At 71.1% G+C, this 18,543-nt stretch carries 17 protein-coding genes; 9 read left to right on the top strand and 8 right to left on the bottom strand.

Annotated features, from left to right (window positions below):
* Positions 1–120: 120 nt before the first annotated feature.
* Positions 121–930 (bottom strand): Clp protease N-terminal domain-containing protein, encoded by an 810-nt coding sequence (locus ACWCQK_RS04935; RefSeq protein ID WP_451151997.1) that lies wholly within the window; start codon positions 928–930, stop codon positions 121–123.
* 107 nt (positions 931–1,037) lie between these two features.
* Here ACWCQK_RS04935 and ACWCQK_RS04930 point away from each other — a divergent pair, with 107 nt between their 5' ends.
* Positions 1,038–2,153, top strand: coding sequence for a DUF2786 domain-containing protein (locus ACWCQK_RS04930; RefSeq protein WP_451151995.1), 1,116 nt, complete (start codon positions 1,038–1,040; stop codon positions 2,151–2,153).
* A 183-nt stretch (positions 2,154–2,336) separates the two neighbouring features.
* On the opposite strand, the gene ACWCQK_RS04925 is transcribed toward ACWCQK_RS04930, so the two are convergent.
* On the bottom strand, positions 2,337–2,864 hold the full coding sequence (locus ACWCQK_RS04925; RefSeq protein ID WP_451151991.1) for a DUF4232 domain-containing protein: 528 nt from the start codon (positions 2,862–2,864) through the stop codon (positions 2,337–2,339).
* A 79-nt stretch (positions 2,865–2,943) separates the two neighbouring features.
* Positions 2,944–3,483, bottom strand: a complete 540-nt coding sequence (locus tag ACWCQK_RS04920) for a hypothetical protein (protein WP_451151989.1) — start codon at positions 3,481–3,483, stop codon at positions 2,944–2,946.
* A 700-nt stretch (positions 3,484–4,183) separates the two neighbouring features.
* On the opposite strand from ACWCQK_RS04920, the gene ACWCQK_RS04915 reads away from it, so the two are divergent.
* Positions 4,184–4,444, top strand: a complete 261-nt coding sequence (locus ACWCQK_RS04915; protein WP_451151987.1) for a DUF397 domain-containing protein — start codon at positions 4,184–4,186, stop codon at positions 4,442–4,444.
* Positions 4,445–4,554: 110 nt separating this feature from the next.
* Here the strand turns inward: ACWCQK_RS04915 and ACWCQK_RS04910 are convergent, their stop codons facing one another.
* The gene (locus ACWCQK_RS04910; RefSeq protein ID WP_451151985.1) at positions 4,555–5,055 is read right to left on the bottom strand and encodes an ATP-binding protein; all 501 of its coding nucleotides are present in this window, start codon (positions 5,053–5,055) and stop codon (positions 4,555–4,557) included.
* 343 nt (positions 5,056–5,398) lie between these two features.
* Between ACWCQK_RS04910 and ACWCQK_RS04905 the strand changes: the two genes are divergently transcribed.
* The 3 genes from ACWCQK_RS04905 to ACWCQK_RS04895 all read left to right on the top strand — a co-directional run bounded on the left by ACWCQK_RS04905 (position 5,399) and on the right by ACWCQK_RS04895 (position 8,513).
* Positions 5,399–6,223, top strand: a complete 825-nt coding sequence (locus tag ACWCQK_RS04905) for a helix-turn-helix domain-containing protein (protein ID WP_451152946.1) — start codon at positions 5,399–5,401, stop codon at positions 6,221–6,223.
* Positions 6,224–6,388: 165 nt separating this feature from the next.
* A complete protein-coding gene (locus ACWCQK_RS04900) occupies positions 6,389–7,849 on the top strand; it encodes an aldehyde dehydrogenase family protein (RefSeq protein ID WP_451151983.1) in 1,461 nt (486 codons plus the stop codon).
* A 22-nt stretch (positions 7,850–7,871) separates the two neighbouring features.
* Positions 7,872–8,513, top strand: coding sequence for a PadR family transcriptional regulator (locus ACWCQK_RS04895; protein ID WP_451151981.1), 642 nt, complete (start codon positions 7,872–7,874; stop codon positions 8,511–8,513).
* Between the two features lie 57 nt (positions 8,514–8,570).
* Here ACWCQK_RS04895 and ACWCQK_RS04890 read toward each other — a convergent pair whose 3' ends face one another.
* Complete coding sequence (locus ACWCQK_RS04890) at positions 8,571–9,977, bottom strand: glutamate decarboxylase (protein ID WP_451151979.1); 1,407 nt, start codon at positions 9,975–9,977, stop codon at positions 8,571–8,573.
* A gap of 33 nt (positions 9,978–10,010) precedes the next feature.
* The gene (locus ACWCQK_RS04885) at positions 10,011–11,294 is read right to left on the bottom strand and encodes an ion channel protein (RefSeq protein ID WP_451151977.1); all 1,284 of its coding nucleotides are present in this window, start codon (positions 11,292–11,294) and stop codon (positions 10,011–10,013) included.
* A gap of 108 nt (positions 11,295–11,402) precedes the next feature.
* Here ACWCQK_RS04885 and ACWCQK_RS04880 point away from each other — a divergent pair, with 108 nt between their 5' ends.
* Together ACWCQK_RS04880 and ACWCQK_RS04875 are read left to right on the top strand one after the other, a co-directional pair.
* Positions 11,403–12,164 (top strand): MerR family transcriptional regulator, encoded by a 762-nt coding sequence (locus ACWCQK_RS04880; RefSeq protein WP_451151975.1) that lies wholly within the window; start codon positions 11,403–11,405, stop codon positions 12,162–12,164.
* A 166-nt stretch (positions 12,165–12,330) separates the two neighbouring features.
* Positions 12,331–13,305 (top strand): DedA family protein, encoded by a 975-nt coding sequence (locus ACWCQK_RS04875; RefSeq protein WP_451151973.1) that lies wholly within the window; start codon positions 12,331–12,333, stop codon positions 13,303–13,305.
* Positions 13,306–13,363: 58 nt separating this feature from the next.
* Here ACWCQK_RS04875 and ACWCQK_RS04870 read toward each other — a convergent pair whose 3' ends face one another.
* Together ACWCQK_RS04870 and ACWCQK_RS04865 are read right to left on the bottom strand one after the other, a co-directional pair.
* Positions 13,364–15,031, bottom strand: a complete 1,668-nt coding sequence (locus ACWCQK_RS04870; RefSeq protein ID WP_451151971.1) for a threonine/serine exporter family protein — start codon at positions 15,029–15,031, stop codon at positions 13,364–13,366.
* Positions 15,032–15,136: 105 nt separating this feature from the next.
* Positions 15,137–15,628: an inorganic diphosphatase gene (locus ACWCQK_RS04865; protein ID WP_351615513.1), complete on the bottom strand. Its 492-nt coding sequence runs from the start codon at positions 15,626–15,628 to the stop codon at positions 15,137–15,139.
* Between the two features lie 79 nt (positions 15,629–15,707).
* On the opposite strand from ACWCQK_RS04865, the gene dacB reads away from it, so the two are divergent.
* Positions 15,708–17,303, top strand: a complete 1,596-nt coding sequence (gene dacB / locus ACWCQK_RS04860) for a D-alanyl-D-alanine carboxypeptidase/D-alanyl-D-alanine endopeptidase (protein ID WP_451151969.1) — start codon at positions 15,708–15,710, stop codon at positions 17,301–17,303.
* A gap of 99 nt (positions 17,304–17,402) precedes the next feature.
* Entirely contained in the window at positions 17,403–18,527 is a 1,125-nt protein-coding gene (locus ACWCQK_RS04855) for a zinc-dependent metalloprotease (RefSeq protein WP_451151967.1), read from the top strand.
* Positions 18,528–18,543: the final 16 nt, after the last annotated feature.

Genomic DNA, 18,543 nt, shown 5'->3' with positions numbered 1-18,543 from the left:
GTGGCAGGGGGGTCTGACAATGGCCTTGACCTGCGGTTTCTCGCCTCGCTGCGGATGCCTGCCCCAGCCCCCGGTCCCTGCCCCAGCCCCCGGTCCCTACTCCTGCTCCTGCTCCTGCTTCTACTCCTGCTCCTGCTCCTGCTCCTGCTCCTGCTGCGGAGTCTGCCCCTGCCCCGGAGCCTGTCCCTGTTCCCGGTGTTCCTGGCGTTCCCGGGTGCGCAGCACCTCGTCCAGGACCTCCGCCACGAACTGCTCGGACCGGGCCTTGTCGATGCCGAGGCCGCTCAGTACGCCCTCGCCGTTCTCGAACTCCAGCAGGGCCAGCAGGATGTGCTCGGTGCCGATGTAGTTGTGGCCGAGGCGGAGGGCCTCGCGGAAGGTGAGTTCCAGGACCTTCTTGGCGGCCGGGCCGTACGGGACCAGTTCGGGGCCCTTCTCCGCGGCCGGCGGGAGCGCCGCGGCCGCGGCCCCGCGGACCGCCTCCAGGGAGACGCCCTGCGCGGTGAGGGCCTTGGCGGCGAGTCCCTCGGGCTCGGCGAGCAGGCCGAGGACGAGGTGCTCAGGGAGGCCCTCGGTGCCGCCGGCTGCCTTGGCCTCGCTGTGGGAGGCCATGATGACGTTGCGGGCCCGCGGGGTGTAGCGGCTGAAGCCCTGACTGGGGTCGAGGTCGGCCGACTCCTTCGGCACGAACCGCTTCTGCGCCGCCTGCCGGGTGACGCCCATGCTCTTGCCGATGTCCGTCCAGGAGGCGCCCGAGCGGCGCGCCTGGTCCACGAAGTGGCCGATCAGATGGTCGGCGACCTCGCCCAGGTGCTCGCCGGCGAGCACCGCGTCCTGGAGCTGTTCGAGGGGCTCCACGTGGACCTTCTTGATCGCGGAGATCAGGTCGTCGAGACGTACGGATGACGTGATGGTCGGTTGCGTCGACATGTGTCAACCGTAGGTTGACACCCGGATCGCGTCAACCCTCGGTTGACAGTACGGTCGCCGATCATCGGCAGTCGTGTGGGTCGACGACCTCGTGGCACGATCGACGGGTGAGCAGTACGACCAGCACCGTCGGGCGCGCCTTCGAGGCCGCTCTCTACGACGGCACCGACACCTCCCTCGACACCGGCGCCTCGCTTCTCGCGTCCGACCCGGCGGCCGACCCCGAACTCGACTCCCGGGGAAGGGAGTTCGTGGCCACGGCCTGGCGGCGCGGCTGGCAGCCCGCCGACCTGGTGCGCCTGGTGCGGCGCGACCTGGATGACGTACACGTACGTCTCATATCGGTGTTGGTTCGCGCGCAGGCGCCCGACGACGGGCCGCGCGGCCCCCGTTGGGCGGCACAGCTCGACGAGCTCGCCGCCGTCGAGGAGCCACCCCGCGCCGACCGGTTCTCGCACGCCACCGCCGTCCTGGAGCTGTACCGGCTGCTGCTGCGGCTGCCCACGCTGGAGCCCTTGGCGGAGCCCGCGCCACGCCAGCCCGGAGCCGGCTCCGACACCCGCATGCTCGGCCGGATCCGTGCGCTGCTCGCCAAGGCGGAGGCGACCGGGTTCCCGGAGGAGGCGGAGGCGCTGAGCGCCAAGGCGCAGGAGCTCATGGCCCGGCACAGCGTCGACGAGGCGCTGCTCGCCGCCCGCGCCCAGGCCCCCGACGCCCCCGGCGCCTGCCGGATCGGGGTCGAGCCGCCGTACGAGCAGGCCAAGGCGGTGCTGCTGAACGCGGTCGCTGACGCGAACCACTGCCGGGCCGTGTGGAACGAACCCCTCGGCTTCTCCACGGTCGTCGGATTCGAGGCCGACCTGGAGGCCGTCGAACTCCTCCACACCTCCCTGCTCGTGCAGGCCACGACGGCCATGACCCGGGCGGAGGCCGCCCAGCGGGCGGGCGGCCGCAAGCGGACCAAGACCTTCCGGCAGTCGTTCCTGGCGGCCTACGCCCACCGCATCGGCAGCCGCCTGGCGGCAGCGGCGGAGACCCAGGTGAGCGACGACCTGCTGCCCGTCCTCGCCTCCCGCGAGGTCGCGGTCACCGCGGCGACGGACCGGATGTTCCCGGCGACGACGACGACCCGCCTGCGCGGGGTGAGTGACGAAGCGGGCTGGACGGAGGGCGCCGAGGCGGCGGACCGTGCCCAGGTGCGATCCCGCCCCCGGCTGCCCTGACTGCCTTGGCCTGACCCGGCTGCCCTGACCTGGGCCGCCCGGCCGGTCTCCGCCCGTTCCCTTGTCCGCGGTACGCAGCCGGCCGCAGGTCTGCCCGCGAGAGCCGCGAGCCGTCCGCAGCCGTCAGCCGCCCGCGGCCGTCAGCCGCCCACCCGCTGGCCCCGTGGCCCGTCGGCCCGTCCGTCAGTCGCCCGCCTGCTGGAAGGCGCTGACCGAGGCGTCCGGCTGGTCCGTGCCGTTCTTCAGCGCGACATCGCCGTACGACCAGTCGAAGCCGTGGGTCGCGTCGGCGCCGGGCAGGGCGAACTTCACGGCCTCGACGGCGAGGCTCTTGGTGCCGCCCGCCGCGCCGCGCACGTAGGTGAGGGTGAAGGTGGCGGTCGCGTCCTTGGCGAGGGTCAGCTTCTGCGCCTGCGCGGCCTCGTCCTGCGCCACGGCGGAGGAGGTTCCGCCGGCCTGGAGGGTGACGGCCGGGAAGCCGTCCAAGGCGCACTCGGAGCCGGTGTTGGTGAGCGTGACGGAGACGTTGCCGCTGTCCCCGGCGGCCGGGGCGGCGTTGACCGGCCCGACCTCCACGCCGATCGCGTCGATCGCGCAGGCGCCGCCGCTGCCGGTGGTCTTCTCGTCGTTGGTGTCACCGCCGCCGCTGTCGCACGCGGTGAGAAGGAGGGCCGCGGCGAGGGCGGCGACGGTGATCGGCATGGCGCGCATGAGGGGTCCCCTGAGATCGTGACGGTGCTCATGGATCATCACGCATGAACCGGCCGTCCCGTTGCGCGCCCCCCGGGTGTCAGGACCCGAGACTCGCCGTGGGCAGCCCGGAGGGCAGCTGGCCGCCCTCGGACCGGGTGTAGGTCTCCTTGCCGAGATCACCCTCCCAGGTGACCTTCAGTGTTCCCTTGTTGACGGAGTCGACCATGCCGGTCGCCCGGTCGTCGCTGCCGTCCGTGCACTTGAGGCGGATCATCCGCATCCCGGCCTCCTCGCCCGCGGTACCGCTGCACACGGTGCCGTTCGTGGCGAACAGCCCCGCCTGCTTGCCGGTGATCACCAGCGCCACGGCGTGGCCGTCGGTCGTGGCGAGCCAGCTGCCTTCCAGGTCGGTGTCGGTCGTGGTGGTCCCACCGGTACCGCCGCCGGAGTCCGCCGTCGCGGTCGTGGCCGAACCGGGGCTCGTGGAGGACTCGTCCGCGGAATCGCCGCCACCGCCGCACGCGCTCAGCGCGAGGACACCCGCGAGCCCCGCACCCGCGGCCGCGAGCCGCACCCATCGGCGCGACGAGCCGCGTGCCGTGCCGCGTGAAGGTCGTGCGAAGGTCGCCGTAGTCACTGGAAGCTCCCAAGCAAGTAGCCGGCCGGCCCACGGACCGAGGGACCGCAGCAAGCTACCAGGACGGGTCCGGAGGACGGCCGTCCGTGGCACCGCCGATCCACGTACAGCCGACGTACACGGCCCACTCCATCCGACGTACGAGGATCACCCCATCCATATGAGAAGTTCCGGTCCGACCGCTCGAACAGCGTCCGTGAACTGCTCGACCGAGGGCCCGCCGAAGGGCTGATCCGGGCGCCGCACCGATTTCGAGGCCTGGCCCCGCATTCGGTGACGACTCCCCGGTCATCCGCGTGAATGAGTACTTCCGGCCGCCGACCCGCCGGGCCTGCGTCGAGGAGTTGCGGTTCCGGTGTCGTAGAAGGGGAACATTTGGCCTACGCCTAAGAGCGGATGCTGTCCGTCCGCCCGACCGAGCCCGCTCCGCCATCCTGCTGATCGGACGATCATGTGGACGGTGGAACACAAGGGGCCCGTCGCGCGTCTGTTCCTCATGCACGCGCGAATGCCGCGCGTGCCGCGGGGCACATGCTGGAGACGGCGTCGGTAAAGGGGTCGTCAAAGCTGTAATCGCGAGACCACCCCGCGTGCACGTGCATATGCCCATGCATCTGCACATGAACAGAGCTATGATCCGGGTCAGTTGACCACTGCATCAATGGCCACACCAGCCAAGTGCACCACCTGGGAGCGACCTGTGGACCACGACGTTGACGGGGGGTACGACGTGTACAACGGCATGGCGGCCACACAGTTGAGCGGGGTTGCCTGGCAGAAGAGCCGGCACAGCAACTCGCAGGGATCCTGCGTGGAGTTCGCCCGGCTGCCGGGCGGTGACGTGGCGGTGCGCAACTCGCGATTCCCCGACGGTCCCGCGCTCGTCTACACGCGGGCCGAGATCGAGGCGATGCTGCTGGGCATCAAGGACGGCGAGTTCGACCACCTGATCGTGGGCTGATCACCGGCTGCCCACGGCCCCCGTCCGGCCGGGGCGCCGTCGGAGGCGGAAACTGTCGGATATTTCGTTAACGCGCGTAGAACCGCGGCGCCAGGAAGCGCCGCGGTTCGTCATTCGGCGGGCGGCGGCAGATGGAACAGCGCCCAGACCACCTTTCCGTTGAGCGTGCCCGCCAGCGGATGCCAGCCCCAGCCGTCGCTGAAGGAGTCGACCAGGAACAGCCCGCGCCCCGACTCCGCGGAGAAGTCGTCCGTCTCGCGCGCCACGGGACTGTCGTGGCTGGGGTCGCGCACCGCGCACACCAGCCGCTCGGTCCAGCACATCAGATGCAGCCGCACGGACGGCTGCTGCTCCGGTACGCGCGCGGTGTCGTGCGGCAGCGCGTGGCGCAGGGCGTTGGTGACGAGTTCGGAGACGACCAGGCAGACGTCGTCGAAGCGCTCCTCCATGTCCCACTGGTCGAGCGTCGTGCGCGTGAACCGTCTTGCCTCGCGCACCGCTTCGTAGCGGGCGGGCAGGGCGCAGGAGGCGGCGCTGGACACGGCCGAGGGATCCAGTGGCGGAAGGCCCTGCCGTAACGGCTCGAGCATGGTCGATCCATTCGTCCCCATGCGAGGCACTCCCGGGAATTCGCGGTCGTTGCGATGCAGCGGTGGCGCGGGACCATGGTTTCGGATGCGCACAGCAGATGCAAGGGCAGATGCACGTGCACGTGACCGAATTGGACCCGCCCGTACCGCTTCTTGGCCATTTTTTCCGCCATCTTCATGCGCCCCCCTTGCCGCCCGTTCGTGCTCTCCTTGCTTCTTCCTGTGCACATCCTTTGGCTTCTTTCCATCTCTGTAATCGGACGAGTACTGCTCGGAGTGTTTTAGTGGCAGACTTCGGCCCCTGAAGACGTTGGGGAGGCTGGCGAACGTGAGCGCGGGAGAGCCAGGATCGGTGGTGCGGCGCATGCTGCTCGGCTCGCAACTCAGGCGACTGCGCGAGGCGCGCGGGATCACCCGCGAGGCGGCGGGGTACTCCATCCGTGCTTCCGAGTCGAAGATCAGCCGGATGGAGTTGGGCCGGGTGAGCTTCAAGACCAGGGATGTCGAGGACCTGCTGACGTTGTACGGCATCACCGACGAGGCGGAGCGCAACTCGCTCGTCGCCCTGGCCCGGGAGGCCAACGTCGCCGGCTGGTGGCACAGTTACTCGGACGTCCTGCCCAGCTGGTTCCCCACCTACGTGGGCCTGGAGGGCGCCGCGTCCGCGATCCGCGCCTACGAGGTGCAGTTCGTGCACGGCCTGCTCCAGACCGAGGCGTACGCCCGCGCGGTCGTGCGGCGCGGTATGAAGGGTGCGAGCGAGGCCGACGTCGAACGACGGGTGACACTGCGCCTGGAGCGGCAGAAGTACCTCGTCTCCGAGAACGCCCCCGACGTCCACATCGTCCTGGACGAGGCCGCCCTGCGCCGCCCCTACGGCGAGCGCGAGGTGATGCGCGAGCAGCTCCAGCACCTCATCGAGATCTCCGAGCGGCCCAACGTCCGGCTCCAGATCATGCCGTTCAGCCTCGGCGGGCACTCCGGTGAGTCCGGCGCCTTCACCGTCCTCAGCTTCCCGGAGTCCGATCTGTCGGACGTGGTCTATCTGGAGCAGCTGACCAGCGCGCTGTATCTGGACAAGCGTGAGGACGTCGCCCAGTACGAGCACGCGCTGAAGGAACTGCAGCAGGACAGCCCCGGCCCGGACGAGAGCCGGGATCTGCTGCGGGGGCTTTTGCAGCTGTCGTAGGGATAACCCTCGATATCGCCGCCAAGGGCTTGCGCATCCGCCTTACACCACTCCAACTCGCGTGCTTCGCCCGTACGATGACGTGTGATCAGACCGACAGTCGAACGGGGGTTGACCGGGGTGTCTGGCTCGACTGCTTCGGCGGCAAGGGGATTGAGGGATCACATGTCGTCCTGCTTCACCGAACTGGCCCTGCAGTACATCGACGGCGAGTGGCGTCCGGGCACCGGCTCCTGGGACATCATCGACTTCAATCCGTACGACGGCGAGAAGCTGGCCTCGATCACGATAGCCACCATCGACGAGGTCGATCAGGCCTATCGCGCGGCCGCGCGGGCCCAGAGAGCGTGGGCCGACGTCAACCCGTACGCCCGGCGCGACGTCTTCGACCGGGCGCTGCGGCTGGTCGAGGAGCGCGAGCGGGAGATCACCGAGGCGATCATCGCCGAGCTCGGCGGCACGCATGTGAAGGCACGCTTCGAGATCCACCTCGCCAAGGAGTTCCTGCGCGAGGCGGCCCAGCTGGCGCTGCGCTCCGAGGGCCGGCTGCTGCCCTCGCCGGTCGACGGCAAGGAGAACCGCCTCTACCGCGTCCCGGTCGGCGTCGTGGGCGTCATCAGCCCCTTCAACTTCCCCTTCCTGCTGTCCATCAAGCCGATCGCCGCCGCGCTCGCCCTCGGCAACGCCGTCGTCCTCAAGCCGCACCAGGACACGCCCATCGTCGGCGGCACGCTGATCGCGAAGATCTTCGAGGACGCGGGCCTGCCGGGCGGGCTGCTGAACGTCGTCCTCACGGACATCGCCGAGATCGGCGACGCGTTCATCGAGCACCCGGTGCCGAAGGTCATCTCCTTCACCGGCTCCGACAAGGTCGGCCGGCACATCGCCACCGTGTGCGCAGCCCAGCTCAAGCGCTCGGTCCTCGAACTGGGCGGGAACAGCGCCCTGGTGGTCCTCGACGACGCCGACATCGACTACGCGGTCGACGCGGCCGTCTTCAGCCGGTACGTCGACCAGGGCCAGGTCTGCATGGCCGCGAACCGGGTGCTGGTGGACCGCTCGGTCGCGGACGAGTTCACGAAGAAGTTCGTCGCCAAGGTGCGCACCCTGAAGACCGGCGATCCCAGTGACCCCCAGACGGTCATCGGACCGGTCATCAACTCCCTCCAGGCGAACGCGATCTCGGCAGCCGTCGACCAGGCCGTCGCCGAGGGCGCCACGGTCCTCGTGCGGGGCGCGACGACCGACAACCTGGTGGAGCCCTCCGTCCTGACGGACGTGCCCGCGGACTCCTCCCTCCTGCACAAGGAGATCTTCGGACCCGTCGCCCTCCTCGTCCCCTTCGACGGCGAGGAGGAGGCGATCCGCGTCGTCAACGACACGCCCTACGGGCTGAGCGGCGCCGTCCACACGGCGGACGTGGAGCGGGGGGTCGCCTTCGCCAAGCGGGTCGACACCGGCATGTTCCACGTGAACGACGGCACCATCCACGACGAGCCCCTCGTCCCGTTCGGCGGCGAGAAGCACTCCGGGATCGGCCGGCTGAACGGCGAGACCACGCTGGACGCCTTCACCACGCTGAAGTGGATCTCGGTCCAGCACGGCCGCAGCTCGTTCCCGTTCTGAGCCGGGTCCTAACCTGGGCCCCATGTCAGCGATCCGTCTCCTCGTGCTGGGCGCCGTCCGTCAGCACGGGCGGGCCCACGGCTACCAGGTGCGCAACGACCTGGAGTACTGGGGCGCGCACGAGTGGTCCAACGCCAAGCCCGGCTCGATCTACCACGCCCTCAAGCAGATGGCGAAGCAGGGACTGCTGCACGCGCACGAGGTGGCGCCGTCCACGGCGGGCGGCCCGCCGCGCACCGAGTACGAGATCACCGGCCAGGGCACCGAGGAGTACTTCAGGCTGCTCCGGGAGTCCCTGACGTCCTACGACCAGAAGATGGACGTCCAGTCGGCGGCCGTCGGCTTCCTCGTGGACCTGCCGAGGGCGGAGGCGGTGGCGCTGCTGAAGGAGCGGATCCGGCGGATCGAGGCCTGGCGGGCCGAGGTCACCGGGCACTACCTCCCGGAGGAGGGGCCCGGTGACCTCGGCCACATCGGCGAGATCATGAACCTCTGGGTCCACACCGCCGACTCCGACGCCGCCTGGACCCGGGGGCTGGTCGCCCGGCTGGAGGCGGGCGCGTACACCTTCGCCGGGGAGGGCGAGCCGTTCGTCGGCGTCCTGGCCGAGGGCCAGGAGAACCCGTACGCGACGGGGGAGCGGCATCCGGGGGACGCGCACTGACCGCACGCGCCCGCACGCGCGTGGGGGCATCCCCCAGGCCCCCCACGCGCGGGGGCCCTAGTGGTGGAACCCCGTCGCCGCCTGCTTGTCCCGGGTCAGCGGGTGCGGCAGGCTGCGCAGTTGCGGCAGGAGGCGGGTCAGGTCCTCCAGGAACAGTTCGGCCAGGTCGGAGGAGAAGCCGTTGCGGCAGACGACCCGGATCACCGACAGGTCCTCACGGTTCGGCGGGAAGGTGTAGGCGGGCACCAGCCAGCCGTGCTCGCGCAGCCGCCGGGAGACGTCGAAGACGTCGTACGCCGTGACGTCGTCGGCCGTCGTGAAGGCGAACACCGGCAACTGGTCGCCCCGGGTGAGCAGCCGGAAGTCGCCGAGCTCGGCCACCCGCGCGGCCAGGCCCGTGGCCACGTCCCGGGTGCTCTGCTGCACGGCCCGGTAGCCCTCGCGGCCCAGCCGCAGGAACGTGTAGTACTGCGCGACGACCTGGGCGCCGGGCCGGGAGAAGTTGAGGGCGAAGGTCGGCATGTCGCCGCCCAGGTAGTTGACCCGGAAGACGAGTTCTTCGGGGAGGGCCTCCTTGTCGCGCCACAGCGCCCAGCCGACTCCCGGGTACACCAGTCCGTACTTGTGCCCCGAGGTGTTGATCGAGGCCACGCGCGGGAGCCGGAAGTCCCAGACCAGGTCCTCGTCGAGGAAGGGCGCGACCATCCCGCCGGACGCGCCGTCGACGTGCACCGGGATGTCGAGGCCGGTGCGCTCCTGGAGGGCGTCCAGGGCCGCGCAGATCTCCGCGATGGGCTCGTAGGAGCCGTCGAAGGTGGAACCGAGGATGCCGACGACCCCGATGGTGTTCTCGTCGCACAGCTCGGCCGCGCCCTGCGCGTCGAGGTGGTAGCGGTCGCCCTCCATCGGGACCAGCCGGGCCTCGACCTCCCAGAAGTTACAGAACTTCTCCCAGCAGACCTGGACGTTGACGCCCATGACGAGGTTCGGGCGGGCTCCCGGATAGCGGTCGGCGTTGCGCCGCGTCCAGCGCCGCTTGAGCGCCATCCCGGCGAGCATGCACGCCTCGCTCGACCCGGTCGTCGAACAGCCGACGGCCGCCGAGGGATCGGGGGCGTGCCACAGGTCGGCGAGCATCGCCACACAGCGCCGCTCCAGTTCGGCGGTGCGCGGGTACTCGTCCTTGTCGATCATGTTCTTGTCCCGGCACTCGGACATCAGCACGTCGGCCTGCGGTTCCATCCACGTGGTGACGAACGTGGCGAGGTTCAGCCGGGAGTTGCCGTCCAGCATCAGCTCGTCGTGCACGACCTGGTACGCCGTCGCCGGCGACAGGGGCCTGTCCGGGAGCCGGTGCCGGGGCGGGGCCTCGGTCATGCCGGCGACCGGGTTCGCCTCCCCGAAGAACGGGTTCACGGACAGGGTGCGTTCCGCGTGCTTCGCGGGGCCTTTGTGCAGCGCCATCGGGATTCTCCTCGGAGGGGATCGGCGGACGGATCAGCGGACCGGGGTTCCGTCGTCGTGCAGTTGCATCTGCGGCCGTCCGGTCACCAGCAGCCAGGCGGCGAGCGAGGCGATGCAGAGCAGGGTGAGGATGGCCGGTGAGGTCACCAGGAGCGCGGCGGTGAACAGGCTCACCCAGCCCTGCCGGGTGATCGCCAGGAGCATGCCCAGCACCCCCGACGCCACGCCCAGCGCCGGCGGCACCGCGGGCACCAGGGCGTGGGCGCACAGGCCGAGCGCGGTGCCGACGAAGACGGCCGGGAAGATGCGCCCGCCCCGGAAGCCGCAGGACGCGGCGACGAGCAGCGCGGCCAGCTTCACCACCGTCATGGTGGCGAACTGTGCCGCCGTCCAGCCCTCGGGATCGCTCGCCAGTTCCCCGATCTCGTCCAGCCCCTTGAACAGCGTCAGATGGCCGCCCAGCGCGCCCAGCGCCCCGAGGACGACACCGCCGGCCGGAAGCATCAGCATCGGGTGCCGCAGCCGCCGGAAGGCGCCGTGGACGTAGGGGAAGGCGTAGACGGCGCACATGCCGAGCAGCGCGGCCACCGAGGCGATCACGACGGCCGCCAGGACGTCGCCCGCGCCGGGCGGGCCGAGCGGGGGCAGCGGGAGGTCGAAGGTCGGGTGGGCCACCAGGCTGGTCGTGACGGCTCCGGCCGCGGCCGCGAGCAGCGGCGCGAAGAGCTTGTCCCAGAGCCGCCCCCGCGCCGGGTGCCCGGTGAACGCCTCGGAGATGACCAGCGCCGCCGCCACCGGGGTGCCGAACAGCGCGCCGATGGTCGCCGCCTCCGCCAGCAGTCCCCACAGCTCTCCGGGCTGCCGGGGCAGGGCCAGATGGCCCAGCCAGCAGGCCAGGCCGACGTTCACGGCGATGATCGGGTTCTCCGGTCCGAGGCTCGGCCCGCCGGCCAGCATCAGCGCGGCCGCCAGCAGCAGGCCCGGCAGCACCACGGGCGGGAGCGTGGGGGCGTCCAGGCCGGTGGTGGCGGGGTCGGGCCCGGCGTGCCCCGGAACCTTCCACACCACCAGCCCGACCGCGATGCCGGTCGCGGTGAGCATGACGAACGTCCACAGTACGGAGTACCTGCCGATCCCCAGGGCGTCCGGCAGGTTGTTCCACAGCACGTCCTGGAATCTCTCGGCCGCGGCGCTCACACCGACGAACAGCAGGCTCGACCCCACGCCCACGACGACAGCGGGCAGGATCTGCGGCAGCAGCGCGCGTGCGGGGGTCGCCAGGGCGACGGGTTCCTGCTGCGCGGTGTCCTGAGCCACGCGCTCACCATAAGCGGACATAACGGACTCAACATCCCGAAGATCCGGGCTTGCACCTCACGTGGCGTGAGGGCTCAGCGTGGAGCGCGTACCGAGAAGGGAGCGGAAGTGGGCTACTCCGTGGGACAGGTCGCCGGATTCGCCGGAGTCACGGTGCGCACGCTGCACCACTACGACGACATCGGCCTGCTCGCCCCGGGCGGGCGCAGCCACGCGGGTCACCGGCGCTACAGCGACGCCGACCTCGACCGGCTGCAACAGATCCTGTTCTACCGAGAGCTCGGCTTCCCGCTCGAAGAGGTCGCCGCCCTGCTCGACGACCCGGCCGCGGACCCGCGCGCGCACCTGCGCCGCCAGCACGACCTGCTGACCGCCCGGATCGGGAAGCTCCAGCAGATGGCAGCGGCCGTCGAACACGCCATGGAGGCACGCGAGATGGGCATCAACCTCACACCCGAGGAACGGTTCGAGGTCTTCGGGGACAAGGACCCCGAGCAGTACGCCGACGAGGCGGAGCGGCGCTGGGGCGGCACGGAGGCGTACGCCGAGTCGCAGCGCAGGGTCGCCCGCTACACGAAGGACGACTGGCGGCGCATCCAGGACGAGTCGAAGGCCTGGGGCGAGCGCTACAGCGCCCTGATGGCCACCGGTGAGCCGCCCACCGGTGAGCCGGCCATGGACCTGGCCGAGGAGCACCGGCGGCACATCAGCACCTGGTACTACGCGTGCCCGTACGACATGCACCAGGGCCTCGCCGAGATGTACGTCGCCGACGAGCGCTTCAAGGCGTTCTACGACTCCATGCGGCCGGGTCTCGCCGAGCACCTCAGGGACGCGATCGTCGCCAACGCGGCGCGGCGGACGTCCTGACCCGGGCGATACCGGGGGTGCGGCTGTCCACGGCTTTGCCGCAGCGGGGGCACAGTGCATCCTGGGGGCAGCCCTGGGAACCTGGTCCCGTGGCGTCGCGTTGATAGCTTGGGCGGTCGCACCGCCGCACCGACCGCCCTCCCCCGTCCTCAGGAGCCCGGAACCCGTGACTATCGCCCTCGGCCCCGAGTGGTTTACCCCGGACTATCTGATCTCGACCTTCGGGCTGATCGGCATCCTGGTCATCGTCTTCGCCGAGTCGGGTCTGTTCGCCTTCCTGCCGGGCGACTCGCTGCTGTTCACGGCGGGTCTGCTGGTGGCCGACGGCAAGTGGATCCACCAGCCCCTGTGGCTGGTGTGCACGCTGATCGTGGCCGCCGCCGTCCTCGGTGACCAGGTCGGCTTCCTGATCGGGAAGTTCTTCGGGCCGAAACTCTTCAGCCGCCCCGACTCCAAGCTCTTCAAGCAGGAGAACCTGGACAAGGCCCACGAGTTCGTCGAGAACTACGGCCCCAAGGCCATCGTGCTCGCCCGCTTCGTGCCGATCGTGCGCACGTTCGCCCCGATCATCGCGGGCGCCGGCCGGATGAAGTACCGCACGTTCATCACGTACAACGTGATCGGCGGCATCCTGTGGGGCACGGGCGTGACGGTCGCGGGTTACTTCCTCGGCCAGATCGATCTCATCAAGAACAACGTCGAGGCCATCCTCGTCCTGATCGTCCTGGTCTCCGTGATCCCGGTGATCATCGAGGTGCTGAAGGCCCGCAAGGAGCGGCGCGAGGCCCCGCCCGCCACGCAGCCCCAGCAGCAGGCGTACCCGCAGCAGCCGCAGGCCATGGACGACGCGACGACCCAGCTGCGCCGCATCCCGTCGGCGGAGCAGCCCCAGAACCAGCCCCAGCACCGGAGCCAGCCCTACGACCAGGGCACGGACCAGGGCTACGACCAGGGATACGACAACCAGTACTACGGCCAGGAGTACGGCCAGGGCCAGGGGTACGGCCGGCCCCAGCAGCCGTACGCGCAGCAGTACCCGCAGGGCCAGGGACACGGCCACGGTCAGGGCTACGGGCAGCAGCCGTACGGCTCGCAGCAGGACTACCAGCAGGGCGGGCAGTACCCCTACAACCAGGGCTGAGCGACCCCCACGACCAGGGCGGAGCCGCGCACCGGGACCGGGGCGCGGCTCCCGACGCTCAGAAGCCCCGTGTCCGCTTGGCGGCCCGCCGTCCCCCGGTGGCGCCGCCCGGCACCCGCAGGAACAGCCGCGAGATCTCCGACCCGAGGTTGACCCCGATGGCGATGGCCATGGCGAGCGCCGCGGCCTTCGTCAGGGAGACCAGCCCCTTGTCGACCTCGTTCTGCGCGATCGACAGCAGCCCGAAGTAGGTGGCGGAACCGGGCAGCAGCGGCCCGATCGCCGCGGTGGTGTACGGCAGGGCCGACGCGAACCGGTAGCGCGACAGCAGCTGCCCGAACAGACCCACCAGGCCGGCCGCCACGGCCGTGGAGGCGACGGGGGAGATCCCGCCGGGGTAGTGCATCGCGCCGTACACCGACCAGGCGACGCCCCCGTTCAGGGTCACCGCCAGCACGGTGGACCGTTCCTGCTGGAGCAGCACCGCGAAGGTCAGCGACAGCAGCATGGACGCGGCGATCTGGAGCAGCGGCCGCTCCGCGATGCTCAGCGCCGCGTCCGGATTGAGCTGGGCGCCCAGCTTGACGCCGAAGTACAGCACCACGAGCACACCGACGACGATGCCGACGAACAGGTACAGCACCTCCAGCAGCCGCGCCGCCGCCGTGATGTAGAAGCCGGTCAGGCCGTCCTGGACCCCGGCGACCAGCGCCCGCCCGGGCAGCAGCGCGAACAGCCCACCGGTGATCACCGCGGACGCCTTCACATCGACGCTCGCCAGGGTCAGCGCGACCCCCATCGCGGCCGGGGGCATCGCGGCGACCGTGAACTGGTAGAACTCCGGCAGCCCGCGCCCGGCGCACAGCCACGCCAGCCGGTCGCCGAGCATGGCGCCGATCGCCGCGGCGACGAAGACCAGCAGGTCACCGCCGACGAGCACGGAGGCCGCGCCCGCGAGCAGCCCGCTGGCCGAGGTCAGCACCCAGGTGGGGTAGGGGTGCCGGTTGCGGCGGATCTCCGCGAGCCGCCGGTAGGCGTCCTCCAGCGAGAAGCTGCTCTCCGGGTCGCTGAGGTCGTCCACGAGCCGGAAGACGGCCGCCAGCCGGGTGTAGTCCGTGCCGCGGCGCCGCACCGTCCGCGAGGCCGTCAGCGGGTCGTCCACCAGCGACGGCTGGTACGAGATCGACAGCAGGGTGAAGGTGACGGTCGGCTCGCAGCGGTCGAGGCCGTAGGAACGGCACACCGCGAACATCGCCGCCTCCACGTCCTCGGCGCCCTCGCCGCCCGCCAGCAGCAGCTCCCCGATACGCAGGGTCAGGTCGAGCACGCGCGGTACGGCGGGCGCGACCTCCTCGGCCTTCTGCGCCACCTCCAGCGCCGGCCGCTCGGCCACCGGCATGCGCAGCATCGTGCGCATCCGGTCCTGCCAGGGGACGTCCTTGGTCAGACTGACCCGCGGGACACCTTCGGGCGGGGTGAAGGCGGGCGGGGCCTGCCGGGCGCTGTAGGTCCGCGGCGTGCTGAACGCCGACCCCTCGGACTCCCCGGCGGCCGGGTGGTCCATGTCGAGACCGTCCGGGACGGCGAACTCCGACGTGGCCTCCGGCTCCGGGCCGCCCTTGGGGACGGCCAGACCCTTCGGAATCGCGAACTCGGACGTGATCTCGGAGTCGTACGCGCTCCTCGCCTCGTCCGACTGCGGTTTGCGGTCCTCCGCTTCCGTCACTGACGCAACGCTCCCTGCACGACGTCTTCCTCGGACCTCAGTATGCGCACAGACATGCCAACGGGCCGCACGCCTGCGCGTGCGGCCCGTTGAACGGCTGCGGGATCAGTGGCCGCCCTGGTCCTTGAAGCGCTTGTAGGACCGCTCGATCTCGGCCTCCGCTTCGGTACGGCCGACCCAGTCGGCGCCCTCGACGGACTTGCCGGGCTCCAGGTCCTTGTAGACCTCGAAGAAGTGCTGGATCTCCAGGCGGTCGAACTCCGACACGTGGTGGATGTCGCGCAGGTGCTCCACCCGCGGGTCGGACGCCGGGACGCACAGCAGCTTGTCGTCGCCGCCGGCCTCGTCGGTCATCCGGAACATGCCGATGGCCCGGCACTTGATGAGGCAGCCGGGGAACGTCGGCTCCTCCAGGATGACCAGCGCGTCCAGCGGGTCACCGTCCTCGCCGAGGGTGTTCTCGACGAAGCCGTAGTCGGCCGGGTAACTGGTCGAGGTGAAGAGCCGACGGTCCAGTCGGATCCGACCGGTCTCGTGGTCCACCTCGTACTTGTTCCGCGAACCCTTCGGGATCTCGATCGTGACGTCGAACTCCACCGGTGGCTCCTCCATGATCAACACATAGTTCTGGTGGTTAAGTGTCCCTCACGCTGGTGGGTGATCGCGAAAGGGGCTGGTGGTCGTGCCAGAGCTGAGGCCTTGGCAGGCCGCGAGACCGCATGTGGTGCGGATCGCGGGCGCCGTACGACCGCGTCTGGTACGGGCCGCGACGGCTGTGAGGCCGCGACTCGCACGCCTGGCGCAGGCCGCGAGGCCGCGGGTCGCACGGACGCCCAGGCCGAAGACCTGGCAGTACACCGCGGTCGCCGCCACGGCCGGGCTGGCACTGGCCGCCGGCGTGGTGACCGCCGCCGGTCCCTGGGACTCCTCAGGTCAGCGTACGGCCGAGCGGGACCGGGCCGCCGCCCGGGAGCGCGCGGGTGGCGCAGATCACGGCCGTGACGCCGGCCCGTCGGACACCGAGGCCGGTGCGCCGCGGCCCGCGCCGAGCGCCCTGTCCGTGCTGACCGGCCTCGGCGACGGAGTGAACACCGTGAAGTCGGCACCGGACGGACAGTCCGTCGCCGACGTGCTGGACCCGCTCCTCGCGGACGCGGCGCTCGGCGCCCGGCACACGGCCGTCGTCGTCGACATGGGCACCGGCAAGCGCCTCTACGGCACCGGCGCGGACGACGCGCTGACCCCCGCCTCCACGACGAAGATCGCCACCGCCGTTGCCGCGCTCTCCGCGATGGGCGCCGACCACCGCTTCACCACCCGCGTCGCCTTCGAACCCGACACGAAGGAACTCGTCCTCGTCGGCGGCGGCGACCCGACCCTGACGGCCCGCAAGGACGCGCAGGGCTGGGCGAGCCTGCGCGCCCTCGCCACCGACACGGCCGCGGCCCTGAAGAAGCGCGGCCTGGCCAAGGTGACGCTGTCGTACGACACCACCCTCTTCTCCGGCGCCGCGCTGCACCCCATCGGCGTCAACGACAACATCGCCCGCGTCAGCGCCCTGGTGGCCGACGAGGGCCGTACGGACACCTCCACGAGCGGTCCGGCGCCCCGGGTGGCCGACCCGGCGGCCGACGCGGCCCGCCGGTTCGCCGAGTTCCTGAAGTCCGCGGGCGTCACGACGACCCCGCCCGGCCCCTCCAAGGCGACCAGCCGCGCCGCGACCCTCGCCACCGTCTCCTCGCCCCCGCTGTCCACGGTGGTCGAGCGGATGCTGACCAACAGCGACAACGACATCGCCGAGGCGCTCGCCCGCCAGACCGCCGTCGCGACCGGCGCCCGCGCCGACTTCGCCGGCGGTGGCAAGGCGATCCTCGCCCAGCTGAAGAAGCTCGCCCTGCCCGTCGCCGGCGCCGGCTTCAAGGACGGCAGCGGCCTGAACCGCGAGGACCGGCTGACGGCGGACCTGCTGACCGCTCTCCTGGTCGAGGCCGGCGACCCCGCCCACCCCGAACTCCGCCCGGTCCTCACCGGCCTGCCCGTCGCCGGTTTCACCGGTACGCTGACCGACCGCTACACGGAGGGCGCGGCCGGTGTCGTACGCGCCAAGACCGGCACCCTGACCGGCGTCAACACCTTGGCCGGCACGGTCGTCGACCAGGACGGCCGACTGCTGGCCTTCGCCTTCCTGACGGCCGACACGACCGACCCGACGGCGGCCCAGTCGGCGCTGGACCGCACGGCGACGGCCCTGGCGGAGTGCGGCTGCGGCTGAGCCGTACCCGCGACGGCGCGGGCCGCTCGGACGGGCGCGGCCCTCGTGCCCGCGTTCCGCGGCCTGCCCCAAGTGGGACAGCTCACGTACCGTTGAGCCATGACGAGCATCGGTGGTGCCGAGATGGTCGACTGGAATCTCGCGGTCGCGACCGCGACCCGGCTCGTACGGCCGGGCCCCGAGGTGAGCCGTGACGAGGCCAGGGCCGTCGTCGCGGAACTGCGCCGGTACGCCAAGGCCTCGGAGGAACACGTCCGGGGCTTCACCCGTATGGGCACGGAAGACATCCACGACACACCGGTACTCGTCGTCGACCGCCCCGGCTGGGTCCGGGCGAACGTCGCCGGGTTCCGGGAGGTCCTGAGGCCCCTGCTCGAGAAGATGCAGGAACGGCGTGGCAACACCCCCGGCGGCGCGGTCCTCGGCGCGGTCGGCGGCAAGGTGACCGGCGTCGAAGTGGGCATGCTGCTGTCGTTCCTGGCCTCGCGCGTCCTCGGCCAGTACGAGACGTTCGCCCCGGCCACCCGAGAACTCCCGGCCGGCCAGAACGGCGGCGGCCGCCTGCTGCTCGTCGCGCCGAACATCGTGCACGTGGAGCGCGAACTCGACGTGCAGCCCCACGATTTCCGCCTCTGGGTGTGCCTGCACGAGGAGACGCACCGCACCCAGTTCTCCGCGGTGCCGTGGCTCCGCGACCACCTCGAGGGCGAGATCCAGTCGTTCCTGGCGGAGACCGACGTCGACCCGTCGACGTTCCTGGAGCGCATCCGGGAGGCCGCCCAGTCGCTGGCCGGCGGGCGCCCCGAGGGCGAGGAGGACGACGGCGGGCGCTCCCTGGTGGAGTTGGTGCAGAGCCCGGCCCAGCGGGAGATCCTCGCCCGCCTGACCGCCGTGATGTCCCTGCTGGAGGGGCACGCCGACTTCGTGATGGACGGGGTCGGACCGGCGGTCGTCCCGAGCGTCGCGGAGATCCGCGAGAAGTTCCAGCAGCGCCGCGCCAAGGGCGCCTCGCGGCTGGACACCACCCTGCGCAAGCTGCTCGGCCTGGACGCCAAACTCCGGCAGTACCGCGACGGCGAGCGCTTCGTGCGGGCCGTCGTCGAGGACGTCGGCATGGACGGGTTCAACCGTGTCTGGACGTCTCCGAACACGCTCCCGACGAAGGCGGAGATCGCCAAACCGGCGGACTGGGTCGCGCGGGTGCACCGCAAGGCCGAGTCGTGAACCGCACGCGTGCGTC

This window comes from Streptomyces sp. NPDC002306 (genome assembly GCF_053593435.1).
The sequence above is the reverse complement of the archived record's forward strand: the minus strand, read 5'-3'. Positions and strand labels throughout refer to the sequence as shown.